This window comes from Bacillus tequilensis (assembly GCF_012225885.1).
GTDB lineage: Bacteria > Bacillota > Bacilli > Bacillales > Bacillaceae > Bacillus > Bacillus tequilensis.
Genome location: NZ_CP048852.1, coordinates 3,075,560 through 3,096,692 on the forward strand (window position 1 = coordinate 3,075,560; position 21,133 = coordinate 3,096,692).

Annotated in this window: 16 protein-coding genes; 2 read left to right on the forward strand and 14 right to left on the reverse strand. The window is 49.0% G+C overall.

The annotated features are described in order from the left end of the window. Window positions 1-43 precede the first annotated feature (43 nt). From G4P54_RS16335 to G4P54_RS16370, 8 genes are all read right to left on the reverse strand, one after another. A complete protein-coding gene (locus tag G4P54_RS16335; RefSeq protein ID WP_167873234.1) occupies window positions 44-253 on the reverse strand; it encodes an MbtH family protein in 210 nt (69 codons plus the stop codon). Then, on the reverse strand, window positions 254-7,408 hold the full coding sequence (locus G4P54_RS16340; protein WP_167873235.1) for an amino acid adenylation domain-containing protein: 7,155 nt from the start codon (window positions 7,406-7,408) through the stop codon (window positions 254-256). Between the two features lie 18 nt (window positions 7,409-7,426). After that, window positions 7,427-8,362 (reverse strand): isochorismatase, encoded by a 936-nt coding sequence (locus G4P54_RS16345; protein ID WP_167873236.1) that lies wholly within the window; start codon window positions 8,360-8,362, stop codon window positions 7,427-7,429. Between the two features lie 16 nt (window positions 8,363-8,378). After that, window positions 8,379-10,016 (reverse strand): (2,3-dihydroxybenzoyl)adenylate synthase, encoded by a 1,638-nt coding sequence (locus G4P54_RS16350; RefSeq protein ID WP_167873237.1) that lies wholly within the window; start codon window positions 10,014-10,016, stop codon window positions 8,379-8,381. A gap of 28 nt (window positions 10,017-10,044) precedes the next feature. Next, window positions 10,045-11,241, reverse strand: coding sequence for an isochorismate synthase DhbC (gene dhbC / locus G4P54_RS16355; protein ID WP_167873238.1), 1,197 nt, complete (start codon window positions 11,239-11,241; stop codon window positions 10,045-10,047). 25 nt (window positions 11,242-11,266) lie between these two features. Next, entirely contained in the window at window positions 11,267-12,052 is a 786-nt protein-coding gene (locus G4P54_RS16360) for a 2,3-dihydro-2,3-dihydroxybenzoate dehydrogenase (protein WP_167873239.1), read from the reverse strand. A 194-nt stretch (window positions 12,053-12,246) separates the two neighbouring features. Then, entirely contained in the window at window positions 12,247-13,116 is an 870-nt protein-coding gene (gene besA, locus G4P54_RS16365; protein ID WP_167873240.1) for a ferri-bacillibactin esterase BesA, read from the reverse strand. Window positions 13,117-13,329: 213 nt separating this feature from the next. Then, the gene (locus G4P54_RS16370; RefSeq protein WP_167873241.1) at window positions 13,330-13,926 is read right to left on the reverse strand and encodes a sulfite oxidase-like oxidoreductase; all 597 of its coding nucleotides are present in this window, start codon (window positions 13,924-13,926) and stop codon (window positions 13,330-13,332) included. Window positions 13,927-14,026: 100 nt separating this feature from the next. Here G4P54_RS16370 and G4P54_RS16375 point away from each other — a divergent pair, with 100 nt between their 5' ends. Then, entirely contained in the window at window positions 14,027-14,629 is a 603-nt protein-coding gene (locus G4P54_RS16375; protein WP_167873242.1) for a biotin transporter BioY, read from the forward strand. A gap of 68 nt (window positions 14,630-14,697) precedes the next feature. Here G4P54_RS16375 and G4P54_RS16380 read toward each other — a convergent pair whose 3' ends face one another. Further along, window positions 14,698-16,026: a Na+/H+ antiporter family protein gene (locus G4P54_RS16380; RefSeq protein ID WP_167873243.1), complete on the reverse strand. Its 1,329-nt coding sequence runs from the start codon at window positions 16,024-16,026 to the stop codon at window positions 14,698-14,700. A gap of 141 nt (window positions 16,027-16,167) precedes the next feature. After that, the gene (locus G4P54_RS16385; protein WP_167873244.1) at window positions 16,168-17,673 is read right to left on the reverse strand and encodes a leucyl aminopeptidase; all 1,506 of its coding nucleotides are present in this window, start codon (window positions 17,671-17,673) and stop codon (window positions 16,168-16,170) included. 156 nt (window positions 17,674-17,829) lie between these two features. On the opposite strand from G4P54_RS16385, the gene G4P54_RS16390 reads away from it, so the two are divergent. Then, window positions 17,830-18,306 carry a divergent PAP2 family protein gene (locus tag G4P54_RS16390; RefSeq protein ID WP_024713677.1) on the forward strand — a complete coding sequence of 159 codons (477 nt, stop codon included), beginning with the start codon at window positions 17,830-17,832 and terminating at the stop codon, window positions 18,304-18,306. A 29-nt stretch (window positions 18,307-18,335) separates the two neighbouring features. On the opposite strand, the gene spsC is transcribed toward G4P54_RS16390, so the two are convergent. The 4 genes from spsC to G4P54_RS16410 form a co-directional block, all read right to left on the reverse strand. Next, entirely contained in the window at window positions 18,336-18,992 is a 657-nt protein-coding gene (gene spsC / locus G4P54_RS16395; RefSeq protein WP_081719772.1) for a stationary phase survival protein SpsC, read from the reverse strand. A gap of 102 nt (window positions 18,993-19,094) precedes the next feature. After that, a complete protein-coding gene (locus tag G4P54_RS16400; protein ID WP_024713675.1) occupies window positions 19,095-19,415 on the reverse strand; it encodes a YuiB family protein in 321 nt (106 codons plus the stop codon). Window positions 19,416-19,467: 52 nt separating this feature from the next. Next, window positions 19,468-19,611 carry a YuiA family protein gene (locus tag G4P54_RS16405; RefSeq protein WP_032681740.1) on the reverse strand — a complete coding sequence of 48 codons (144 nt, stop codon included), beginning with the start codon at window positions 19,609-19,611 and terminating at the stop codon, window positions 19,468-19,470. Window positions 19,612-19,783: 172 nt separating this feature from the next. Continuing rightward, the gene (locus G4P54_RS16410) at window positions 19,784-21,004 is read right to left on the reverse strand and encodes an NAD(P)/FAD-dependent oxidoreductase (RefSeq protein WP_167873245.1); all 1,221 of its coding nucleotides are present in this window, start codon (window positions 21,002-21,004) and stop codon (window positions 19,784-19,786) included. Window positions 21,005-21,133 lie beyond the last annotated feature (129 nt).

Consider the following 21,133-nt stretch of genomic DNA (forward strand, 5'->3'; position numbering starts at 1 on the left):
GATAGAAAAAGAGACTGCCGCGAGCAGTCTCTTTTTTATGCGATTATACATTTCCAACAGGCTTTAGGCTGTTTGGTCTCATATCGCTCCAATGCGATTGGATATAGTCCAGACAAGCTTCACGCCCTTTTTGTTCATGAACGACTGTCCAGCCGCTCGGCACATCTATAAAAGCGGGCCATAGGGAATACTGGCCCTCATCATTGATCAGCACCAAATATGTGCCATCCGCTTTTTCAAAAGGATTTGCCATCTATTGCTTCCCCCCTTCTTTATTCATCTCTTCCAGTTTGACAGCTAGAACCTTGCCGATAAAAGCAAGCGGCTCCGGCTGACAAAGGTCTTTATGACGGCAGTCAATATCAATTTGTTCAATTTTTCCGTGAATATAAGGCTTCCACGCATCAGGTTCAATCGGATCAAACCATTCAGGAATGATTGTTGATCTGAAAAACAAGACATTTCCATTGAAGGTTTTAGGCTTATACGAGCCTAAAATGCCGACAGAATTGACATACGTATTCTTCAGATTTAAAATGATCGATTCATCCAGGCTCGCAAGCGCGCTTCCGTCACGGCGAAGAATCTCGATCGCCGTTTCAAAATCAAGCGGTTTGTCCCCTAAGCTGTCCGGATCGTACCCGCCTAACGCCAAAAGGGCAATCAGCGCTTCCTCATCATCCGGCGCCTCTTTTATAGGAAGGAAGTGGTTCGGATAGGCGTCAAGCATCACCAATAGGGATACTTCTTCTCCTTGATTTTGCAGCTGGGTGGCCATTGCTTGAACGACATTTCCGCCCAAGGACCATCCTAGCAAATGGTAAGGGCCTTTCGGCTGGATTGTTCTGATTTGTTCAATGTAATCGGCAGCCATATCGTCAAGTGTTTTCGGAAGCTCTTCACACTGTCCGATTCCCCGTGCCTGCAAGCCATAGATCGGATAATCCGTTCCTATATTTGTCATCAAACCGGCATAGCACCAGCTGAGTCCGCCTGCCGGATGCACGCAGAATAAAGGAGGTTTGTCTCCGCTTGTTCGGAGCGGCAGCAAAACGTCAAGTGCGCTTTGGCTTGAACCCATTTCAAGTCTTTCTGCAAGCCCGGCAACAGTCGGCGCTTCGAATAGGCTGCCAATGGTGAGTTCAACGCCGAGCGCTTCACGAATGCGGCTCATCAGCTGAACAGCAAGCAAGGAATGCCCGCCTAAATCAAAGAAACGGTCATCAATTCCGACACGAGGCAAATGGAGCACCTCCATAAACAGCTCACAGAGGATTTCTTCCTGCGGCGTTCTCGGCCCGCGTCCTGTCACTGCCGCTGCAAAATCCGGAGCGGGCAGCGCTTTACGATCGAGCTTTCCATTCGGTGTCAGCGGCAATTCTTTCATCATCACAAAAGCTGAAGGCACCATGTAATCCGGCAGCCTCTCAGCAGCATATTTGCGCAGCTCCGCCGCATCAAACATTTCTTCCGAAGAAGGTATGACATAAGCTGCCAACCGTTTATCTCCCGGCTGATCCTCGCGTACAATGACTGCCGCATCTTCAAGCTGCGGATGCTGAACAAGCGCGGCTTCAATTTCTCCCAACTCAATCCGGAAGCCCCGAATTTTCACTTGGTGATCGGCACGCCCGACATAGTCTAGAGAACCGTCAGCGCGAAGGCGGGCCACATCCCCAGTGCGGTACATCCGGCTGCCCGGAGGACCGAACGGATCAGCTATGAAGCGTTCTGCTGTCAATCCAGCACGGCCTAAATAGCCTCTTGCCAACCCCGCTCCTGATACATACAGCTCGCCGGCAACACCAGGCGGAACCGGCTGCAGGCGCTCATCCAGCACATAAACACCAAGATCGGGAATGCCGCAGCCAATCAAGCTGTTTGCCCGCAAAGCTGCCATGCTTCGGTCTAATTCGATATAGCTCACATGCACCGTCGTTTCTGTAATCCCATACATATTGATCAGCTGCGGTCGATTTTCAGGGTGGCGGTTATACCAATCCTCTAGACGGCTGAGTTCAAGTGCTTCTCCGCCAAAAATGACATAGCGCAGACTGAGCGCCTGACCAAGATCAGACTGCTCCCGTTCCGCCTGCATCAGCTGATAGAAAGCGGACGGTGTCTGATTCAGTACGGTCACACCCTCTTTGACCAGCAGGCGCAGAAACGCTTCCGGCGATCTGCTGACGTGATGAGGCACGATCACAAGACGGCCTCCATGCAGCAAAGGACCCCAAATCTCCCACACGGAAAAGTCGAACGCGTAGGAATGGAACATGGTCCAGATATCGTCTGAGCTGAAATGGAACCAGTGATCAGTTGCTGCAAATAAACGCGTTACGTTTTGGTGAGGAATCATCACACCTTTTGGAACACCTGTCGAGCCGGAGGTATAAATGACATATGCCGTATTCAAAGGAGAAAGCGGCTGAATCCGGTCCGTATTCTTTGGATTCTCAGCAGTGTACGTGTTTAGTTTCTCTGCCAGTTCGGGATCATCCAGCACGATTTTCGGCACGTTTTCCGCTGGCGGAATGCTTTCTGCAGCTTTTGTGTTCGTCATGATAAACACAGGCTGCGCATCTTTCAGCATAAAAGCAATTCGCTCAGCCGGATAATCCGGATCGAGAGGCAGATAAGCCGCGCCGGCTTTCAGCACCGCCAATAGCCCGACAGCCATTTCCAAAGACCGAGGCAATGCCAACGCCACAAATTGCTCCGGCCCGATGCCTTCACTGATCAGCATTCGGGCAAGCCGATTCGCTCTTTCATTCAGCTCTGCATAGCTCAGTGACTGCTCTTCATAAACCACGGCAATGGCATCAGGACTTAAAGCAGCCTGCTTCTCAAACTGCTCCGGTAAACATGCATGCGGAATCTTTTCGGATACACTTGGCCAATCTGCCGCCATGCTGCTGTGCTCCTCCGGTGCAAGAATATCAAGATTTCCGATTTGCTGGTCAGGATCAGACTCGGCAGCCTCCAGCAGGCGCATTAGACGGTCAGCAAGAGCCTGAGCGGTTTCCCGCTTGAAAAGATCAGTGCTGTATTCTAGCAGCCCTTCCAATCCGTTTGGAGTCCCATCGGCAAGACGATTCTCACTGATTTCCAACGTTAGATCAAACTTGGCAGAACCAACGCTGTGAATCCGCAGGCTGCTTTCCACGTCAGGAAGATACAGTTCAGCATCCGGTGTGTTTTGGAACGCGAGCATGACTTGGAATAAAGGATGCGTCGCCCGCGAGCGAGCCGGATTCAGCACCTCTACGAGTCTCTCAAACGGCATATCCTGATTTTCATAGGCGGCCAGATTCACTTCCCGCACACGGTCAAGAAGTTCACGGAAGCTTGGATCACCGGACGTATCGGTTCTGAGCACCAATGTATTGATAAACAGACCTACAAGATCGCCTAGCGCATCATCATTCCGCCCCGCAATCGGACTGCCGATCGGAATATCAGTTCCCGCTCCAAGTCTTGTCAATAAAGCGGCGAGACCGGCTTGAAGCACCATAAACAAGCTCACTCTATTTGCACGTGCCAGCTCCTGCAATCGCCTGTGCAGTTCAGGCGCAATGCGGAATTGAATCGTATCCCCATTATGGCTCGGTTCCGCCGGACGTGAATAGTCAGTCGGCAGTTCAAGCTGCTCAGGAAGATTCTTCAAGGTTTCTTTCCAGAAAGCAAGCTGTCCGGCAATCAAACGATTTGGATCCTCCCCGCCTCCAAGCAGCTCTTTCTGCCAGAGCGCATAGTCTGCATACTGCAAAGCAAGAGGTGCCCATTCGGGAGCGTTTCCATGACTGCGAGCAGCATAAGCCGTCCCAAGATCGCGGGTCAGCGGCGTCAATGACCAGCCGTCCCCTACAATATGGTGAACGAGGAGAAGCAGCACATACTCGTCAGGACCGATGGTAAATAGCTCGGCACGAAAAGCAGGTTCAGCCGCGAGATCAAAGCTGTAGCGCACAGCTCCAGCCAGCCGCTCAGAAAGCTCATGTTCTGCAATTTCAGTAACATGTAAATCAGGCCGTGCTTGTTCAGCGTCTAAAATATGCTGGTAGGATGTCCCCTGTGATTCAGGGAAGATCGTCCGAAGGCTTTCATGGCGGCAAACGAGATCGTAAAGTGCCGTTTGCAGCACTCCTAGGTCCAGTTCACCCGACAGACGGATAGCAACCGGAATATTATAGGTAGGGCTCGGCCCTTCAAGACAATGGAGGAACCATAGCCGGCGCTGAGCAAAAGAAAGCGGAATCCTTTCAGGGCGCTCAGCTCTCTGCAATGCGGGACGTGCATTCTGCGCCTGATCAAGATGGACAGCGAGTCCGGCTACTGTCGGTTCGTCAAAAAGCTTGGCGATACCGAGTTCGGCACCCATTACCTCGCGAATGCGGCTCATCAGACGGGCTGCAAGAAGAGAGTGACCGCCCAGCTCGAAGAAACTGTCATCGATGCCGACGCGTGCCAAACCGAGAACCTCGGCAAATAAATCACACAATATCTGTTCTTGAGGCGTACGCGGTCCTCTTTCGCTGACAGATGTGCTAAAATCAGGCGCCGGCAGTGCTTTCCGGTCAAGCTTGCCATTAGGTGTTAATGGCAGTTCGTCCATCTCTACAAATGCGGCAGGCAGCATATAATCTGGCAGACCGGCACCCATATAACGGCGAAGCTCGGCAGTATCAATAGCTGAAGCAGTCACTATATATGCCACCAATCGTTTGTCTCCCGGCTGATCTTCCCGCACAACAACCGCGGCCTGGTCAATGTCCGGATGCTTGACAAGCACGGCATCAATTTCTCCAAGTTCAATTCGGAATCCGCGAATTTTAATTTGATGATCCGCCCGCCCGATATAATCCAAGGACCCATCAGCGCGCCAGCGAGCCTGGTCTCCAGTCCGATACATCCGAGACCCAGGCGGTCCGTATGGATCTGCAACAAAACGCTCAGCCGTTAGATCAGGGCGGCGGAAATAACCTCTAGACAAGCCGGTTCCCGCGATATAAAGCTCGCCGACAACTCCCGGCGGCACTGGCTGCAAACCGTTATCAAGCACATACACCTGCGTATTCCAAATCGGTTTGCCAATCGGCGGAATGCCCTTCCGTCCCTCTTCAAGAAAAGCTGCTGCAGACCAAATCGTTGTTTCAGTCGGACCGTATAAATTCGTGACTGGACAATGAAGCTCATGAAGCGCCTGCAAAAGACCGCTCGGCAGCGCCTCTCCTCCGACAAGCACTCTGAGCCCCCGAAGTTTCTCAGGTTCATTCGTGACCAAAGCATGCCATAGTGTCGGTGTCGCCTGCATAATATTAATATCGAAAGATTCAATCATTTGAGCTAATGCCTGTGGCTCGCGGATTGTTTCTTTCTTGGCGATTACAATTTGTGCCCCGCTGATCAGCGGAAGATATAACTCCAATGCTGAAATATCAAAAGCGACGGTCGTCACAGCCAACAGCCTGTCTTCTTCTCCCAGAGAAAATGTCTCCTGCATGGACAGCAGAAAATTGCTTAAGCTTTTTAGTGTAACAACGACACCCTTCGGCCTTCCTGTTGATCCCGAGGTATAAATGATATACGCGGGATGGGCAAGAGAAACCGATATATTCGGATTGTCAGGCGAATAGCGTTTGACAGCCTCCTGTGTAACAGCCTGATCAAGCACAAGCTGCGGCACTGCCCTATTATCAGGCATACGGGCTGCTATTTCCTCAGTCGTTATAATGCATGAAGGTTTCGCATCCTCCAGCATATAAGAAATGCGCTCGGCCGGAAACTCCGGATCAAGCGGAAGATACGCCGCACCAGCCTTTAGTACAGCAAGCATCGACGCCACCATCTCTGGAGAACGCGGCAGCGCCAAAGCGACAAATTGCTCCGGGCCAAGGCCTTTTTCGATCAACAGATGCGCGAGACGGTTTGCCTGTTCATTCAGTTCCTGATAGTTTACTTGAACGTCATCACATATGAGAGCGATACGTTCTGGCGTAAGGATGGCCTGCTTCTCAAACATATCCTGAAGGCTGAGCAGCTTCTCGGGTTTTTCTGTCTCGTTCCATTCACGAATGACTTGTGCTTTCTCCCCTGGCAATAGAAGCTCCATTTGGCCAATCAGCATGTCTTCCCCTGCTGAAGCCGTTTGCAGCAGCTGTAAAATCCGCTGCAGATGAAGGTTAATATCAGACTCGCTGTATACTTCAGGATTCGCATCAACATCAATTCGCAGTCCGCTGCCGTCAGTTCTGTCATATACATTGATTGAGAGATCATCAACAGGACCCGCTGAGAGATTGTGCGTTATGCCCCGGGCGCCGGCAAAGTCGAGACCGTAATCAAACGGCATGAGATTGATCTGCGGGCCAAATAATCTATGGTTATCCCCTATCAACTTCAAATCGCGGCGAAGCTCTTCATGGCGATACTTATGATGTCGCCGAATACTGCGGATTTCCCGGGAAATTTGCTGAATCAGTTCAGAAAAGCTCATTGAAGAGCTGACAGACAGCCGAAGCGGAAGAAGGTTCATTACCATAGCCGGCACATTCAGTGATGCGGACCCGATCCGTCCCATCATGGGCAGACCGAGCACAACATCCTCAGAGCCTGTCAACCGGTGCACATAAACAGCTGACACTGCAATCACAACTTCATGCCAGCCTCCTGAGAAATAACGCGCTGCATCTTTTAACGCGCTCACATCAGATAGAGGCAGATACGCCGTTTGACGACGAAAAGTGTTAGATGTTCTAGGCGCCCGATCAGCCAAACTCACAACTTCAGGTCCATCAGCAAAACGATCCAGCCAGAATTGGCGATCCTTCTCATATTGATCTGATGCGCGATAATCTAAATCCTCCTCCAAAACGGCCTGTAGCGATCCAAAGGAACCTGTTGCAGATGATTGTCCTTTTATCAGTGCGGTATACGTACTTGCTACACGCTGGGCAATCAGAGAAAAACCGAAGCCGTCGATCGCTATGTGGTGAATGCGCTGATACCAAAAGAAACGATCCGGACCGGCTATAAACAGAGCTTCATTGAACAAAGGGTCATACCCTAAATCGACCTGCTTTGCCAAATCTGCCTTCATCCAGTGTAAGGCTGTTTTTTCCGGATTCGGCTCAGAGCTGACATCAATGACGTGCAGCTGTACATCCGGAGACTGGTTTATCATCTGCCAAGGTCCGTCCATATTTTCACCGAAGCGGACATGCAGCGATTCAGCTTCCTTTATCACGTGCTGCAAAGCTTCTTCAAAAAGAGCAATATGGATTGGTCCATTGATTTCTATATATTCCGCTGTATTGTAAATTGGATTGTCCGGATCAAGCTGCTGAGCAAACCATATGCCGGTTTGCGCTCCGGTCAAAGCATATTGAAGGTCTTTTGTATCAGGCATCCGTTTGTTTACCTCCTTTTATAGATAATCCGCGTTTGGCAGCACTTGCCGGCTGCGGGTAGTGAGCAATTTCTGCCATTCTTCGATCGTCGGGCGTTCAGCCAGTTCCACGAATGTCACCTCGGCTCCTTCACGTCGCCATTGTTCTACCAATGTCATGATCCTTACCGAATCAAGCCCCCGGTCAAGCAAATCCTCTTGATCCGTAATATCTTCAGGTGTTTCTTGAAGAAGCTCAGCAATTTGTTTGCGGATCTTCTCATATGTAAACACTTCTTTCCCAGTATTTGCTGACGTTTTTGGAGTGTCTGCCGGCGCATTCTTCAGCTGATCGAGAAGACTGTCAGTCATCACGGTAAACGCACAGCGCCCAGCTGCATAATCCAGCGCCATTTGATGTTTTTCTAATGAAAAGTCAGCCACTGCATCTCCCACAAAAAACGCTTCAATATCCTCCATAAAGGCTTCACATGCTGTAACGAGACAGCCGATATGGGCGTAAATTCCCGAAATGATCAGCTGATCGCGTCCCTCTTTGCGCATCATCTCAAGCAAATTCGTTCTCTTAAACGCGCTGTATCTCCATTTTGTCAGCACAAGATCATCATCATCCGGTGCCAGCTCGGTGATAATTTTCTCCTCATAAGGGCCGCTGTTTAATCCCGGGCCCCAAAAGTCTGTCAGCAGCGCCCGGTCAGCGGGATTTTGGCTTCCCGGCTGTGCGGTATAGACTACAGGTATCCCAAGCTGGGCACATTGATCCTTCAGCGTGCGGATATTTGCTGAAAGCTCTGTTACCGGAGAGGCTCCCGCTGTAAAGGCATCGACAAAATAGTTTTGCATATCGTGGATTAACAGGACTGCCCGATTTGGATCAGGCACCCATGAAACTTTGTTTTGCGGCATATCAGACGCTGTCGGCATTTGATATGGCTGAATGGCAGGTATAGCCATTTGAACACTCCCTCTCTCAAATTGTTGTTTGTGTTATTTTTTTTGATCCTGCAGGAAGCTTCTCGGCAATCGCTTCACGAAGCGCTTTTTTGCTGACCTTACCAACCCCTGTCTGCGGGAAGGAATCGACAAATTCAATCCGGTCAGGGATTTTGTATGCCGCCAGTCCGCGCTCTCTCAAAAACGCTTTGAGCTCGGCGGCTTTCGGGGTTTCATCCCGGGGAATAATGAACACACAAGATCTCTCGCCAAGAAATTGGTCAGGCATTGAGACCATTGCGGCATCATGGACAGCCGGATGCGCCAGCAGATGATTTTCCACCTCTTCTGCCGCCACTTTTTCTCCCCCGCGGTTAATTTGATCCTTCGCCCGGCCTTCAACGACAATATAGCCATCTGATGTCAGCCTGACGATATCCCCCGTGCGGTAAAAACCGTCCTCAGTAAAAGAAGCGGCATTATGCTCATCTGCCTTATAGTAACCTCGAATCGTATACGGCCCCCGCGTCAGCAGATGTCCTGTTTCACCGGGTTTCACGTCGCGATTCTGATCATCCCGCACGCGTATTTCATCGTATGGAGACATCGGTTTTCCTTGGGTGTTGACAATCACTTCCTCAGAGTCATCCAGTCTCGTATAATTGACGAGACCCTCTGCCATTCCGAACACCTGCTGCAGGGTGCAGCCGAAAACAGCTTTCACCTTGCGCGCGGCTTCAGCACTGAACTTTGCGCCGCCGACCTGCAGCACTTGAAGGCTGGAAAGATCGTCACGGCGTGAGGAGACCGCATCCATCCAAACCATCGCAAGAGGCGGAACAAGAGCGGTAAACGTCACTTGTTCCTGTTCAATCAATGGAAATGCGTCATCAGGACTTGGAGAAGGAGATAATACCACTCTTCCTCCGGCGTATAATACGCCGAGAACCCCAGGCGAGCTCAGCGGATAATTGTGTGCCATCGGCAGCGCTGCCAAGTACACCGTGCTGTGGTCGAGCCAGCAGACCTCCACACTCCGCTTCAGACTATAAATGTAGTCATCGTGAGTCCGCGGGATCAGTTTCGATAGGCCAGTGCTTCCGCCGGAAAGCTGAAGGAACGCTACATCCGAAGATTTGACTTCAGGCAGTTTTGCAGGTTCTGTATGCAAAGCCTCCAGCTCCAAAAATTCCTCCGCCTCACCTGCGACAATAACGTGCTTCAAAGACGGCAGTTTGCTTTGAACCTGTCTGGCGAGTGAACGGTAGTCAAAGCCTGAGTAAGAGTCGGGAATGATATAAGCTGCCGCTTCCGCAAACTCGCAAAAATATGTAATTTCACTGCTTCGATGTGAAGGCAGTGCGAAGACTGGAAGCGCCCCCAGACGGAAAAGCGCGAAAATGACTTCAAAAAACTCTGCGATATTCGGCAGCTGCACCACGACACGATCCATCTGTTGAATGCCGAGCTTCTGAAATCCGGCAGCCAGACGATCAGCCCTTATGTCAAGCTCTCGATAGCTCCAATGAGTGTTCCCGCATGTAATTGCGATGCGATCGCCATATTTCGCAGCCCGGTCTCTTAACAAATCTCCAAACGTCTCGCCGGCCCAGCAGCCGTTTTTCCGATATGTCTCAGCTACCTCTTCAGGCCAAGGAGTAAATCCATTCAGCATGTTGTATCCCTCCAGCAATTCATTGTCATCATATGTGCTTCACGCCCATTGCCCGAAGCATTGTCCGAAACTTCGCAGATGTCTCCTGAAGCTCGTCCTCTGGTTTTGATCCGGCAACAACACCGGCTCCTGCATACAGGCGGAGTGAGCGTTCTTCTGCCTCTGCACAGCGGATCGTGACGATCCATTCTCCGTCACCCGCATCGTCACACCAGCCGACCATACCAGTAAAGAAACCGCGGTCAAACGGTTCTATGCTGAGAATCGCTTCTCTTGCAAGATCTGTCGGTGTTCCGCAGACGGCCGGAGTCGGGTGGAGCGCTGCCGCCAATTCAAGTGCGGTTACAGATGGATCGGAGAGCTCTCCCTTAATCATGCTGGACAGGTGCCACATTGTCTCCGTTTTAATCAATGAAGGCTTTTCCGGAACATCCAGCGTCCGGCAGAAAGGACGCAGCGCCGCCGCAACCGCGTCAGCCACAACAGCATGCTCATGGAGATCCTTAGCAGAAGAAAGCAATTCAGCAGCCCGGCGCTGATCTTCAGCAGGATCATCACTGCGAGGCCTTGAGCCTGCTAATGGATTGGAAACAACCTGAGTTCCCATTCTTGAAACGAGAAGCTCCGGACTTGCACCGAGCAATGTTCGGCTAGAGGACGTTTCCGCTTCGCTGGACACGTCCGCAGCAAACGTGTAGCCGTGCGTGTTATGCCGCGCCAGATGGTGAAGCAGTTCATCCGTCTGAATCGGTTCAGACGATGTCAAATGCAGAGATCTGGACAGGACGATCTTGCTGAGAATCCCATCGGCAATATGTGCAAGCCCTTGTTCCACACCGTATTTATAATCCTCTGGTGCAGGAACAGGCTCGATGTGGTATGTATACTCAGGCTGCAGTTCCTTCTCCGCGTGATCAAATTGAAGCGGTCCTGACCAGCTTACTTCTTCAGGAACAACGAGCCTGGCTGCTTTTACATGATCAAAAGGAACAGCTCCGACAACAAGCGGACGGCTTTGCCCCGATTGCTTTGCTTGATTCAGCGTCTCTGCAATACGGCCGGAAAGGGTTTCTATTTGGTTTTGGCCGTCTGCCTCCGGTACAATTTCTCGTACACCTTTTGCCAACAGTACACGATGAGGAGAAGCTAAGAAAAAAGCACCCGCCTGATACTCATGAAGCAAATGCTCCGCTTTTGTTTGTGATAAAACGTTTTGTTCCAACATTCTCATGTACCTCCTTTAAAATGAGTTATACGCCTAAAGTCGCGCCGCCATCCACGCATAAATTATGCATCGTAATATGCCCTGCCTGACCGGAAACCAAAAAGAGCACGGCATCTGCAATATCCGAAGGCTGAGCCAGTTTTTTGAGCGGGATTCCTGTCTTAAATGTCTCTAGTGAACCTTTTATGACTTGCTCAGCTCCATTGTCATCGGCCCATAATGACCACTGCATGTCTGTTTCCGTTGATCCGGGAGACACAATATTGCAGCGGATATTATACTCTGCAAGCTCAAGGCCAAGACATTTCGTAAACATCACAGCCGCAGCCTTAGAAGAGGCATACGCCGCCATAGATGTCCTCGGCACACCAGCGGCATTCGATCCGACTGTTACAATGGAACCTGATCTGCGGCCCATCATATATTTGCTGACTGAGCGCGAGGCATTAAATACGCCGGTCGAATTCACTGAGAACGTAGCCTCCCATTCTTCATCGCTAAGCGAATGAATCAGTCCCGGGCGAAGAACCCCCGCTACATTTACCAAAATATCGATCGGCCCCATTTCACGCTCGATGCGCGCAGTGATCTCGTCAATCGCCGCGCTGTCTCTTACATCCGCCGGAAAGGCTTTTGCCTGACTGCCTTCCGCTTTGAGGCTGCTCACAGCCTTTTCCAGCTTTTCAGGATTATAATCAACAGCTGCAACGTGTGCGCCTTGGCCGGCCAGCGTCCGCGCAACTGCTTCACCTATCCCCTGCGCAGCTCCTGTTATTAAAGCGGTTTTTCCCTTTATTCCCATTGCATTCATGTCATCAATTCCTTTCTTCACTTGAAGTGCCGAATGGAGATGCAGTGAAAAAGACTCTTGCGCCTTACATCTTTTATTGATAATGATTATCATTATCAATTATAAAAATAATCATATCCAAATGTCATGGGACAGTCAAATATAATTTCAGTGACGGTGACGTTTATTTTTTTAGAAGCAAGGCTGAGAATGTCTCAGCCCATTGACATATGCGGTCCGTCAGGGTGAAGCGCAAAACGCAGCGCCCGGCTCACCAATACAGGAAGAACTGAAATATGTCCTTCTCCTGAAAACTCGCAAAATTCTGCCCGTATGCCTTGTTCAGATAAAGCGGCCAGCCGCTCGTAAAGCTCCCTCGCATTATCGTTCATCCGGCTTTTATGATGCTGCTCCAATTCTCCTGCAGCCAGCAGGATATTGATAGGCTGATTGTTTTTCTTGAAGCAAGAGGCGAAATGGCCTGCTTTCTCAAGAATAAACGGTTTATTCCAATGAATGGACGGACTTCCCGCGACATACGTTTGAAACGCATCCGGCTTTGATAACAGCACATGCAGCACGAACAGCCCGCCAAGCGAGTGCCCAAAAATCGTTTGTCTGTTTCTGTCAATCTGATAATCTCGTTCTATCTCCGGTTTCAGATCCTCCTCAATAAATCTGAAAAAGCCCTCCGCTCCGCCATGCTCAGGCCATTCTCTGCCGTCGGGCCTTTCTGGCAGCTTCGATTTGGCTGTCGGCATTGTAAAATCCCGGAGGCGCGCTGAGGAGAACGGTTCTGCTGTCTCATAGCCGATGCCGACGATGACAGCAGGAATCACCCCGGTTTTTTCAGGACGGCGCCCCTGAACTCGGACGGCTTCCGTCATCGTTCCGAAGACAGAATTGGCATCCAGCAAATAAATGACAGGATAACCAGCGGACGGCGGCGGTGTATTCGGTTTCGAGATAAAAATTTGATAGGCACGGTTTTCATTACGTGAAGTCATCATACGCACTTCCGTACCAGGAATCGTAAATGCGTTTTGCGTCCCGCCTTTCGCCCGGTCTGTTGTATTCTCATTCATGCAGTACGACATTCCTCTCCTTATGCTAAACCGCAATATATGATAATGATTTTCACTATCAACTAAACACCTCAAATAATAGGTTTTCTTCCAAAGAAAGTCAACTTTTTCCTTAATAAAAAAGGCACCTTTATCAAATAAGGTACCTTAAGACTATCAATATGGAAATGAAAACCGGCAAAAGAAGCAGATGGTCCTGCTAAAAATAGAACCTTAATCCCATGTAAATCTTTGATTTTGCCAAGGGTCGCCTCTCATGTGATAGCCGTTCTGCTCCCAAAAACCGGGGTGATTTTCTTTCGTAAATTGGATGCCGCGCAGCCACTTGGCGCTTTTCCAAAAATACAGATGCGGAAACACGCCCCGCAACGGGAAGCCATGTTCAGGCGTTAAAGGCTCGCCATGATGCGCATAAGCCAAAAGTGAGGTTTCAGCCAAAAAATCATCAAGCGGCAGATTGGTCGTCCAGCCCTCTTCCGCATGTAAAATGACGTAGCCCGCTTCTGCTTGTACACCTGCTTTTTCCGCGATATCACGTGCCCGCACACCTTGCCACACATTATCAAGCCTTGACCAGCCTGTGACGCAATGGATATCATTTTTCGATTCATGCTGGGGAAAGGCTTTGACATCTTCAAAGCTTAGCAGCATCGGATGGTCAACCAATCCGTATACTTGAAGATTCCATCTCGTCATATCTTCGTAATATGGAACATTTCCCGTATGAAGAACAGGAAACGATGTTGTAACGTTTTGATTTGGCGGCACTCTCCCAGATTGATCGGATTGTTTTGTTTTTCCAAAATACATACAGAACCCTCCTTTTGTTAACCTTAATCCAATTTATGTTGACAATGTTGCCATTCTTTATTACTCTATGATTGTGTATGTAAACCTAAGGGGGACAACTATGAAACAACGTAAACTTCGTGCAGGCGATATGGCGCTGATCGGCATGTTCGCCGCACTTATGGCTGTCGGCGCCAACCTTACATCAGTAGCACCCTTTTTACAAGTAGCCGGCATTCCGCTGTCAATGCAGCCGTTTTTCTGTCTTTTGGCGGCCTTGCTGCTTGGCAGCAGACGAGCAGCGATTGCCATGGTCGTCTATGCGCTTGTCGGATTAGCCGGAGCGCCTGTGTTTGCTCAATTTTCAGCGGGATTCGCGCCGTTTGCAGGGAAAAGCGGCGGGTTTATTATCTCATACATCCCGGCGGCTTTTGCAGCTGGATGGTTTTTAGAACGCAAACTCCAGCCAAGCAAAGTCCGATTTCTGATTGCTTCTTTTATCGGGACGGCGATCATGTATATCATCGGCACAACCTATATGTATCTTGCACTGAAGCTGTGGATTCATGCGCCGGTGAGCTACGGCACGGCTTGGGGCGTTATGACTTGGTTTATGGTAAAAGACGCAGCGCTGGCTGTGATACTGGCGTTTATTGCACCTGCGATCTACCGCTCTATTCATAAAGCAACCGGATTTAACAGAAATCACATATCATCGACGTAAAACCGTTCTATTGGACGGTTTTTTTATCATAACGAGAAAAGGCTCCCCAGTAAAGGGGAGCCTTTTTCCTATAAAACAAGCGCTGCAATCCAGCCAAAGATGATAAGCGGGATGTTATAAAACATAAATGTCGGCACACATGTGTCCCAAATGTGGTGATGCTGTCCGTCCGCACTCAACCCTGAAGTCGGCCCAAGCGTACTGTCGCTTGCAGGTGAACCGGCATCGCCAAGCGCAGCCGCAGCCCCGATAATCGCAATCGTTGCCATTGGACTGAAACCGAGCTGCATGCATAGCGGCACGAAGATGGTTGTGATAACCGGAATCGTCGCAAAAGAAGATCCGATTCCCATTGTAATCAATAAGCCGACAAGCAACATCAAAACGGCGCCAAGTGATTGGCTGTGACCGATAAAACCAGCAGACGCTTTGACAAGCGAAGCCACGTCTCCCGTTTTGTTCAATACATTGGAGAAACCTGCTGCAACGAGCATGACAAAGCCGATAAATGCCATTAAAACCATTCCGTCAGTAATTAGTGAGTCCGCTTCATCACGCTTCATCACACCGCTGACAAACAGAACAATCAGACCTGCCAGCGCCCCCATAATCATTCCTTCTACTCCCAAAGTCTGAGATAAGTAAAGCTGAACGCCAAGTGACACGACAATGGCGAGAACCGCGATGCCAATGCTTTTTCTCGTATATGGGGATGCTTTTGCACCTGAAATGTCTTTTGTTTCGTATTGTTTTGGTTTACGGTATACGATCACTGATAAAATAAGGCCGACAACCATGCCCGCAACCGGGATGATGAGTGCATACGGAATGTCACCGAGCGGAACGTTTAATCCGGCATCCGCCATGTTGTCCCTCAGCATGCCTTGGAAGATTTGGCCGAAGCCAACCGGTAAAACAATATAAGGAGCCGTTAAACCGAATGTAATCACACATGCTAACAAACGGCGGTCCATTTCGAGTTCATTAAAGATTTTCAAAAGCGGCGGGATCAGCACCGGGATAAACGCGATGTGAACCGGTACCACGTTTTGCGAAAAACAAGATACAATTAATATAATCAGCACAATCAGCACTTTAGACAGTGCCTTTTTGCGAGAATCTTCTTTATTACCGATTAATTTAACAGAGGCTTCCACCATTGCATCCGGAAGGCCCGTTTTCGTTAAAGCCGCAGCAAACGCGCCAAGCATGGCGTAGCTGACTGCCACGGTGGCATTTCCGCCGAGTCCGTCCGTAAAGGCTTTAACCGTTTCGCCAAGACCGAGCCCGCCTGTCAGCCCGCCGGCCAGAGCGCCTAAGATTAATGCGATAACAATATTGACACGCAGCAGGCTTAAAACAAGCATAAGCAGCACTGCGATAACGACTGCATTCATGATACCCCTCCAAAAATCCTTTAGTTTGCTAATGTAGTAGATAAATAAAGTACGAACGTATCGTATCATAATCAATATACTTTAGTCAACTAAAGATTTCGGAAGAAAAAATCCCCGCCGCATACTGCGGCAGGGGATTTATCATGATTCGCTTTGATCTTTTTCCAATGCAAATCGTTCCGCCAGTGTGGCCAGTGTTCTGGCCATCACGCCGGTGGCTCCGGACGGCCCGAAGCATGTTGCTTTATTAGAAGTCGCCGTGCCCGCAATATCTAGATGAACCCAAGGTGTCGATTCAGCAAATTCACCAAGAAACGTTCCTGCCATAATCGCATGTCCTTCGCGTCCCGGCGAATTGCTGAGGTCCGCCATTTGGCTGCTTTTCACACGCTTTTTATCCTTTTCAGTGATCGGCAGCTGCCAGATTGCCTCGCCGCACTCTTTTGCTGCATCAGCTACCTGCTGATAAAAGCGTTGATCATTTGTCATAGCACCGGTCGTTTCTTTTCCTAATGCCACGACGACGCCGCCGGTAAGCGTAGCCACATCAACAAGAACTGACGCGCCATGCTGTTTGGCGTATGTTATGCCATCCGCAAGCACAAGTCTTCCTTCAGCATCCGTATTGAGGATTTCAATGGTTTTTCCGCTTAATGATACGATGACATCATCAGGCTTCATCGCCCCGCCGGAGATCATATTATCGGTTGACGGTATAACAGCAAGCACATTTTGTTCTGGACGAAGCTCTCCGATCATTTCCATTGCGCCGAGAACCGCAGCTGCTCCGCCCATATCAGACTTCATGCCGACAATGCCGGATTTCGTTTTAATGGAGTAGCCGCCTGTATCAAAGGTAATTCCTTTGCCGACAAGTCCGACGACGTCTTCCCAATCCTTTTTGCCCTGATACCTCAAAACAATCATTTTCGGCGGTTCGGCAGAGCCTTGGTTTACCGCAAGTATTCCCCCCATGCCGAGCTCTTCCATTTCCGATTTTTCCAATATTTCACACTCAAAATCATATTTTGCCGCAAGCTCTTCTGCATAAGAAGCCAGATCCGTCGCTGTCAGCATGTTTCCCGGCATATTCACAAGCGTTCTAGCCGAATTTGTCCCCTGACCGTATGCCTGGCCGACGTGAAGTCCCGCCTGCACTTCCTGTGTGTCTTCGTCTGTGACGGCATACACGGCCTCAATTTGTTTGTCCGGCTCATTTGATTTGTGCTTATAATCCTGCACCTCATAGGAAGCAAGCAGGCAGCTCTCAGCTAAAGCATGAGCGGCATCAGCTGCCGGCACGTCTTCCGACATAAACGTGTCAAGCAGGACAGCTGCTTCTTGTTTTCGATCTTTGTGAATCGCTTGAAAAACATGCGCAAAACATTCCTTTGCCTGTTCAAACGAATAATTTGCCTCTCTCCCCAGACCAACGAAATAAATCCGTTTCATACCCGCAGAAGATGGAGGGAATACTTTTGATACTTGATTCGGCTTTGAAGAGACATCACCATCTTTCAATAGCTGTGTCAGATGGCCTTCAAGCAATTCATCAATGTCCAACGCTTTGCCAGCCAGCCGGCTTTTTTGAAAAAGCCCGACCACAAGTGTATCTGTGTGCTCTAATTGCTGAACCGCATAAAACATGGGGCTTACACTCCTAACGTAATGGGTATTTGTAATGAACAATGGTATAATAGGAAAAACATTCTTTCCATTACACTTATTTTATCAAACAACAGTCAAGACTTGCTTTTTTCTTTTGAAACACGAAGGATTTTTCAAATAGAAAGGATGTCGCCGATGGAACTTTTAACGAATTTCCCTTTATTATCAAGCCTGGCCGCGATTATTTTTGCTCAGGTCATCAAAGTGCCCATACAGTTTATCGTGTCCAGAAGACTGGACTGGTCGCTGGTCACAAGCACAGGCGGCATGCCGAGCTCCCACTCCGCAGCGGTCACCGCGCTTTCTACAGGCGTAGCCTTGGAGCACGGGTTAGGCTCCTCTCTCTTTGCGGTTTCCGCTATTTTCGCCGTCATTACCATGTTTGACGCAACTGGCGTCAGACGTCACGCCGGTGAACAGGCAACAGTGCTCAATAAGCTTGTCATTGATTTTAACCGCTTCGTAAATGAAGCAAAGGACTTCCCGAAAGCCGAAGATAAAGAAAAGCAAAAAAAGCTGAAGGAGCTTCTCGGACATCAGCCGATCGAGGTCTTTTTCGGAGGCTTAACAGGTATTTTACTGACATTCATACTCGCTTACTTTTTCCTGTAATAAAACGCTCCAGCATTCGCTGGAGCGTTTTATTCTTTCACAGTTTTATATTGATTTCTGAACACCTGCAGCGATTTTGTTTCATTGAGCTTCTCAAGCTCATCCTCGGTAACCTTTCCCGTTCCCTTTTTAATCACATATACATCAAGGGTTTTTTTGCCCCATTCATTGTACACATCTTTGACGGTTTCAAAGTAGAGATCAAGGCGGTTTCCCTTAATCGCTGATCCCGTGTCAGCCACAACTCCGAGACCGTAGTTCGGGATGAATAAAATCGTGCCGATCGGAAAAACGGACGGATCAGCGGCAACAGTGGAATATAAATCCCGTTTCACTTTCACGCCTGAATATGTAAGCCCGTATAATGGATCGCCGGGATTTTTCCCCGTCGATTCAGCTCCTGCTGTGTATCCTGTTGCTGTTACTCTTTGGACCGGATAATCGTCCCAGTCAAATGCTTCTTCTAACAGTTTTGTTTTATCATTGGCCGCGGACATGGTTTGTGTTTTTTTCTGCTGCAGCGCTTTTAATGTCAGTCCTGCATGCTTCAAGTGCTTTTCTTGTTGTTCCTGCACCCATTTTGACAAGTCCTTCGCTTCGATTCCTGACACTGACAAAAATGTCGTGCCAAATGCAAGCAGAAATAAACAGGTCATCAGCAAACGTCTGATCATAGTCAACATCATTCACCTCTCCTCCGAATCATTGTTCCCTATTGGAGAAAGCAATATTCAAAATGGTGAATGGGCAGAAAACAAAAAAAAGCTTTCTATAGAAGAAAGCGGCAGTTAAAACATTTGATATCCTCTTTTTCTGAGCATGTTGATCGCTATACCGGACACGATCGCGCCAGCCAAACCGCTGGCTAAAATCAGCACATCGGCAGCTGCTAATGACACGATTCGATGAAACAGGCCGGCAAAGGATTCTCCCGGCGACTGGACATAGCTGATCAGCTTTTCCTTGCTGATAATGAATAGGCATACAATCGGATAAATCACAGCCATTATCCAAGACATTCTCAGCAGCATGTTTAATAAGAAACCGATTCCAAAAAACAAGACAAAAAACAAAACAATTGAGATGATTACGACTGGCAGACTAATCAACCTATCCCACCCCCTGCGTTGTTTTCAGTGTAACGCGAGGGCTGAATTAAAGTCAACGGCTGGAAAAAGAATGCCTGTCTTTTCCTGTTCCCCGGCATGACGGACAAGTCTCTGAACCGCCGAGGATCAATTGAAAATATCCTTTCCCTGAGCAAAATGGGCATGCATGTGAAGTGGTTGTCTTTGCAGTTTTCATCTGATCATCACCCTTTTTCCTAATTTTCTGATAATATACCATATCAAGCTGTCAACAATAAAGTCAGATCATGTGACAAATCTTTTTATGTAAGCGGAAACATACTTGTTTTTCTCTCGTTCTCTTTTTATTTTGGCGTTTTTCAACAAAAAAACCCGCGGAAAGCGGGTTTTTAGAAAAACTTAAACTTGCCTTTTTTCAGCGTCAGTCCCAGGCCGCCGATCAAAAACAGCGAGCGGTTATCGATGACTTTTTTCATAAACGAAGCCGGCGTTCCTTTCAGCTTTCTGCCATAAACGACCCCAACCGCGTTATGCTCGCCAAGAGATGCCACCGTTCCTTTAATGTCCGGCTTGAATTGCTCAAGCTCTCCGCCTTTAATGAGCCTGCTTAGGTTCTTAGCAACCGTGATCCCCTGCTGCATCGCAATTTGCGCAGTCGGCGGATACGGGCGCTCAGTATCTTCGTTCATAAACAGTGAGCTGTCGCCGAGAATGAAGACGTTATCATATCCAGGTGCGCGAAGATCAGGATTGACTTTGACCCGGCCGCGCATATTTTCAAAACCGGCTTCTTCCACAATCGGATGGCCGCGGACACCTGCCGCCCATACAACGGTTTGCGATTTGATCTGCTCTGGTTCTTCATCTTTTTTCCCGACTCTGACTCCTTCCGGTGTACATTCTTGTACAGCCGTGCCGATCTTAAATTCAACTCCGTTTTCCTCAAGATAATGAACCGCATAATCGACAAGCTCAGGATCAAAGCCAGGCAGCACGGTCGGTGCCGCTTCCACGCAAATGATGCGGACAAGGCTCCTGTCAATGTCATACTCCTTACAGAGCTCAGGCACGCGGGCCGCCAGTTCTCCGAGAAATTCAATTCCCGTAAATCCGGCTCCGCCCACAACAATTGTTAACCTGTCCGGCCGTTTTTCCGCTTCCGTATTGTAAGTCGCAAACTGCAGCTCAATATGTTCCCGCAGCAGGCGCGATGTGTTAATATTGGCGATCGGAAATGCATGTTCCTTCAAACCTGTAATGCCAAACGTCTCAGGCACTGCGCCGAGCCCGATGACTAAATAATCGTACTGCAGCTCTCCATTCGCAAGCACAACTTTTTTCTCTTCAATGTTGATTGCCTTTACGGTATCCTGTACAAAATTGACCCGCGACTGGTTGATGACATCCTTTATCTGATAACGGCAGCGGTCATGATGGAGCGTACCCGCACTCGCTTCATGCATCCATGTCGTTTCATAATGATAATTATGTTTATTCACAAGCGTAATATCAGCATCATTCGGCCCGACAAACTTTGTCAGCCTTGTTACCGTCATCAATCCGCCATATCCTGCACCTAAAATCACGATTTTGGGCTTATTCAATACCATCACATCCACCTTCTCTTTTTTTTGCTTTTGTTAGACGCATAATAAAATGATCATTTGTGTTAGCTTCAGCTTATTGGCGGGATTTTATGAGATATATTAAAAAGTTTTTTGTGAAGTCCACACCCAGAA

Bases quoted from the DNA above. Each gene is read 5' to 3' on its own strand.
- G4P54_RS16335 (WP_167873234.1), bottom strand. From the start codon at position 253: ATGGCAAATCCTTTTGAAAAAGCGGATGGCACATATTTGGTGCTGATC.
- G4P54_RS16340 (WP_167873235.1), bottom strand. From the start codon at position 7,408: ATGCCTGATACAAAAGACCTTCAATATGCTTTGACCGGAGCGCAAACC.
- G4P54_RS16345 (WP_167873236.1), bottom strand. From the start codon at position 8,362: ATGGCTATACCTGCCATTCAGCCATATCAAATGCCGACAGCGTCTGAT.
- G4P54_RS16350 (WP_167873237.1), bottom strand. From the start codon at position 10,016: ATGCTGAATGGATTTACTCCTTGGCCTGAAGAGGTAGCTGAGACATAT.
- dhbC (WP_167873238.1), bottom strand. From the start codon at position 11,241: ATGTTGGAACAAAACGTTTTATCACAAACAAAAGCGGAGCATTTGCTT.
- G4P54_RS16360 (WP_167873239.1), bottom strand. From the start codon at position 12,052: ATGAATGCAATGGGAATAAAGGGAAAAACCGCTTTAATAACAGGAGCT.
- besA (WP_167873240.1), bottom strand. From the start codon at position 13,116: ATGAATGAGAATACAACAGACCGGGCGAAAGGCGGGACGCAAAACGCA.
- G4P54_RS16370 (WP_167873241.1), bottom strand. From the start codon at position 13,926: ATGTATTTTGGAAAAACAAAACAATCCGATCAATCTGGGAGAGTGCCG.
- G4P54_RS16375 (WP_167873242.1), top strand. From the start codon at position 14,027: ATGAAACAACGTAAACTTCGTGCAGGCGATATGGCGCTGATCGGCATG.
- G4P54_RS16380 (WP_167873243.1), bottom strand. From the start codon at position 16,026: ATGAATGCAGTCGTTATCGCAGTGCTGCTTATGCTTGTTTTAAGCCTG.
- G4P54_RS16385 (WP_167873244.1), bottom strand. From the start codon at position 17,673: ATGTTTTATGCGGTTCAGCAATTAGAGCACACAGATACACTTGTGGTC.
- G4P54_RS16390 (WP_024713677.1), top strand. From the start codon at position 17,830: ATGGAACTTTTAACGAATTTCCCTTTATTATCAAGCCTGGCCGCGATT.
- spsC (WP_081719772.1), bottom strand. From the start codon at position 18,992: ATGATGTTGACTATGATCAGACGTTTGCTGATGACCTGTTTATTTCTG.
- G4P54_RS16405 (WP_032681740.1), bottom strand. From the start codon at position 19,611: ATGAAAACTGCAAAGACAACCACTTCACATGCATGCCCATTTTGCTCA.
- G4P54_RS16410 (WP_167873245.1), bottom strand. From the start codon at position 21,004: ATGGTATTGAATAAGCCCAAAATCGTGATTTTAGGTGCAGGATATGGC.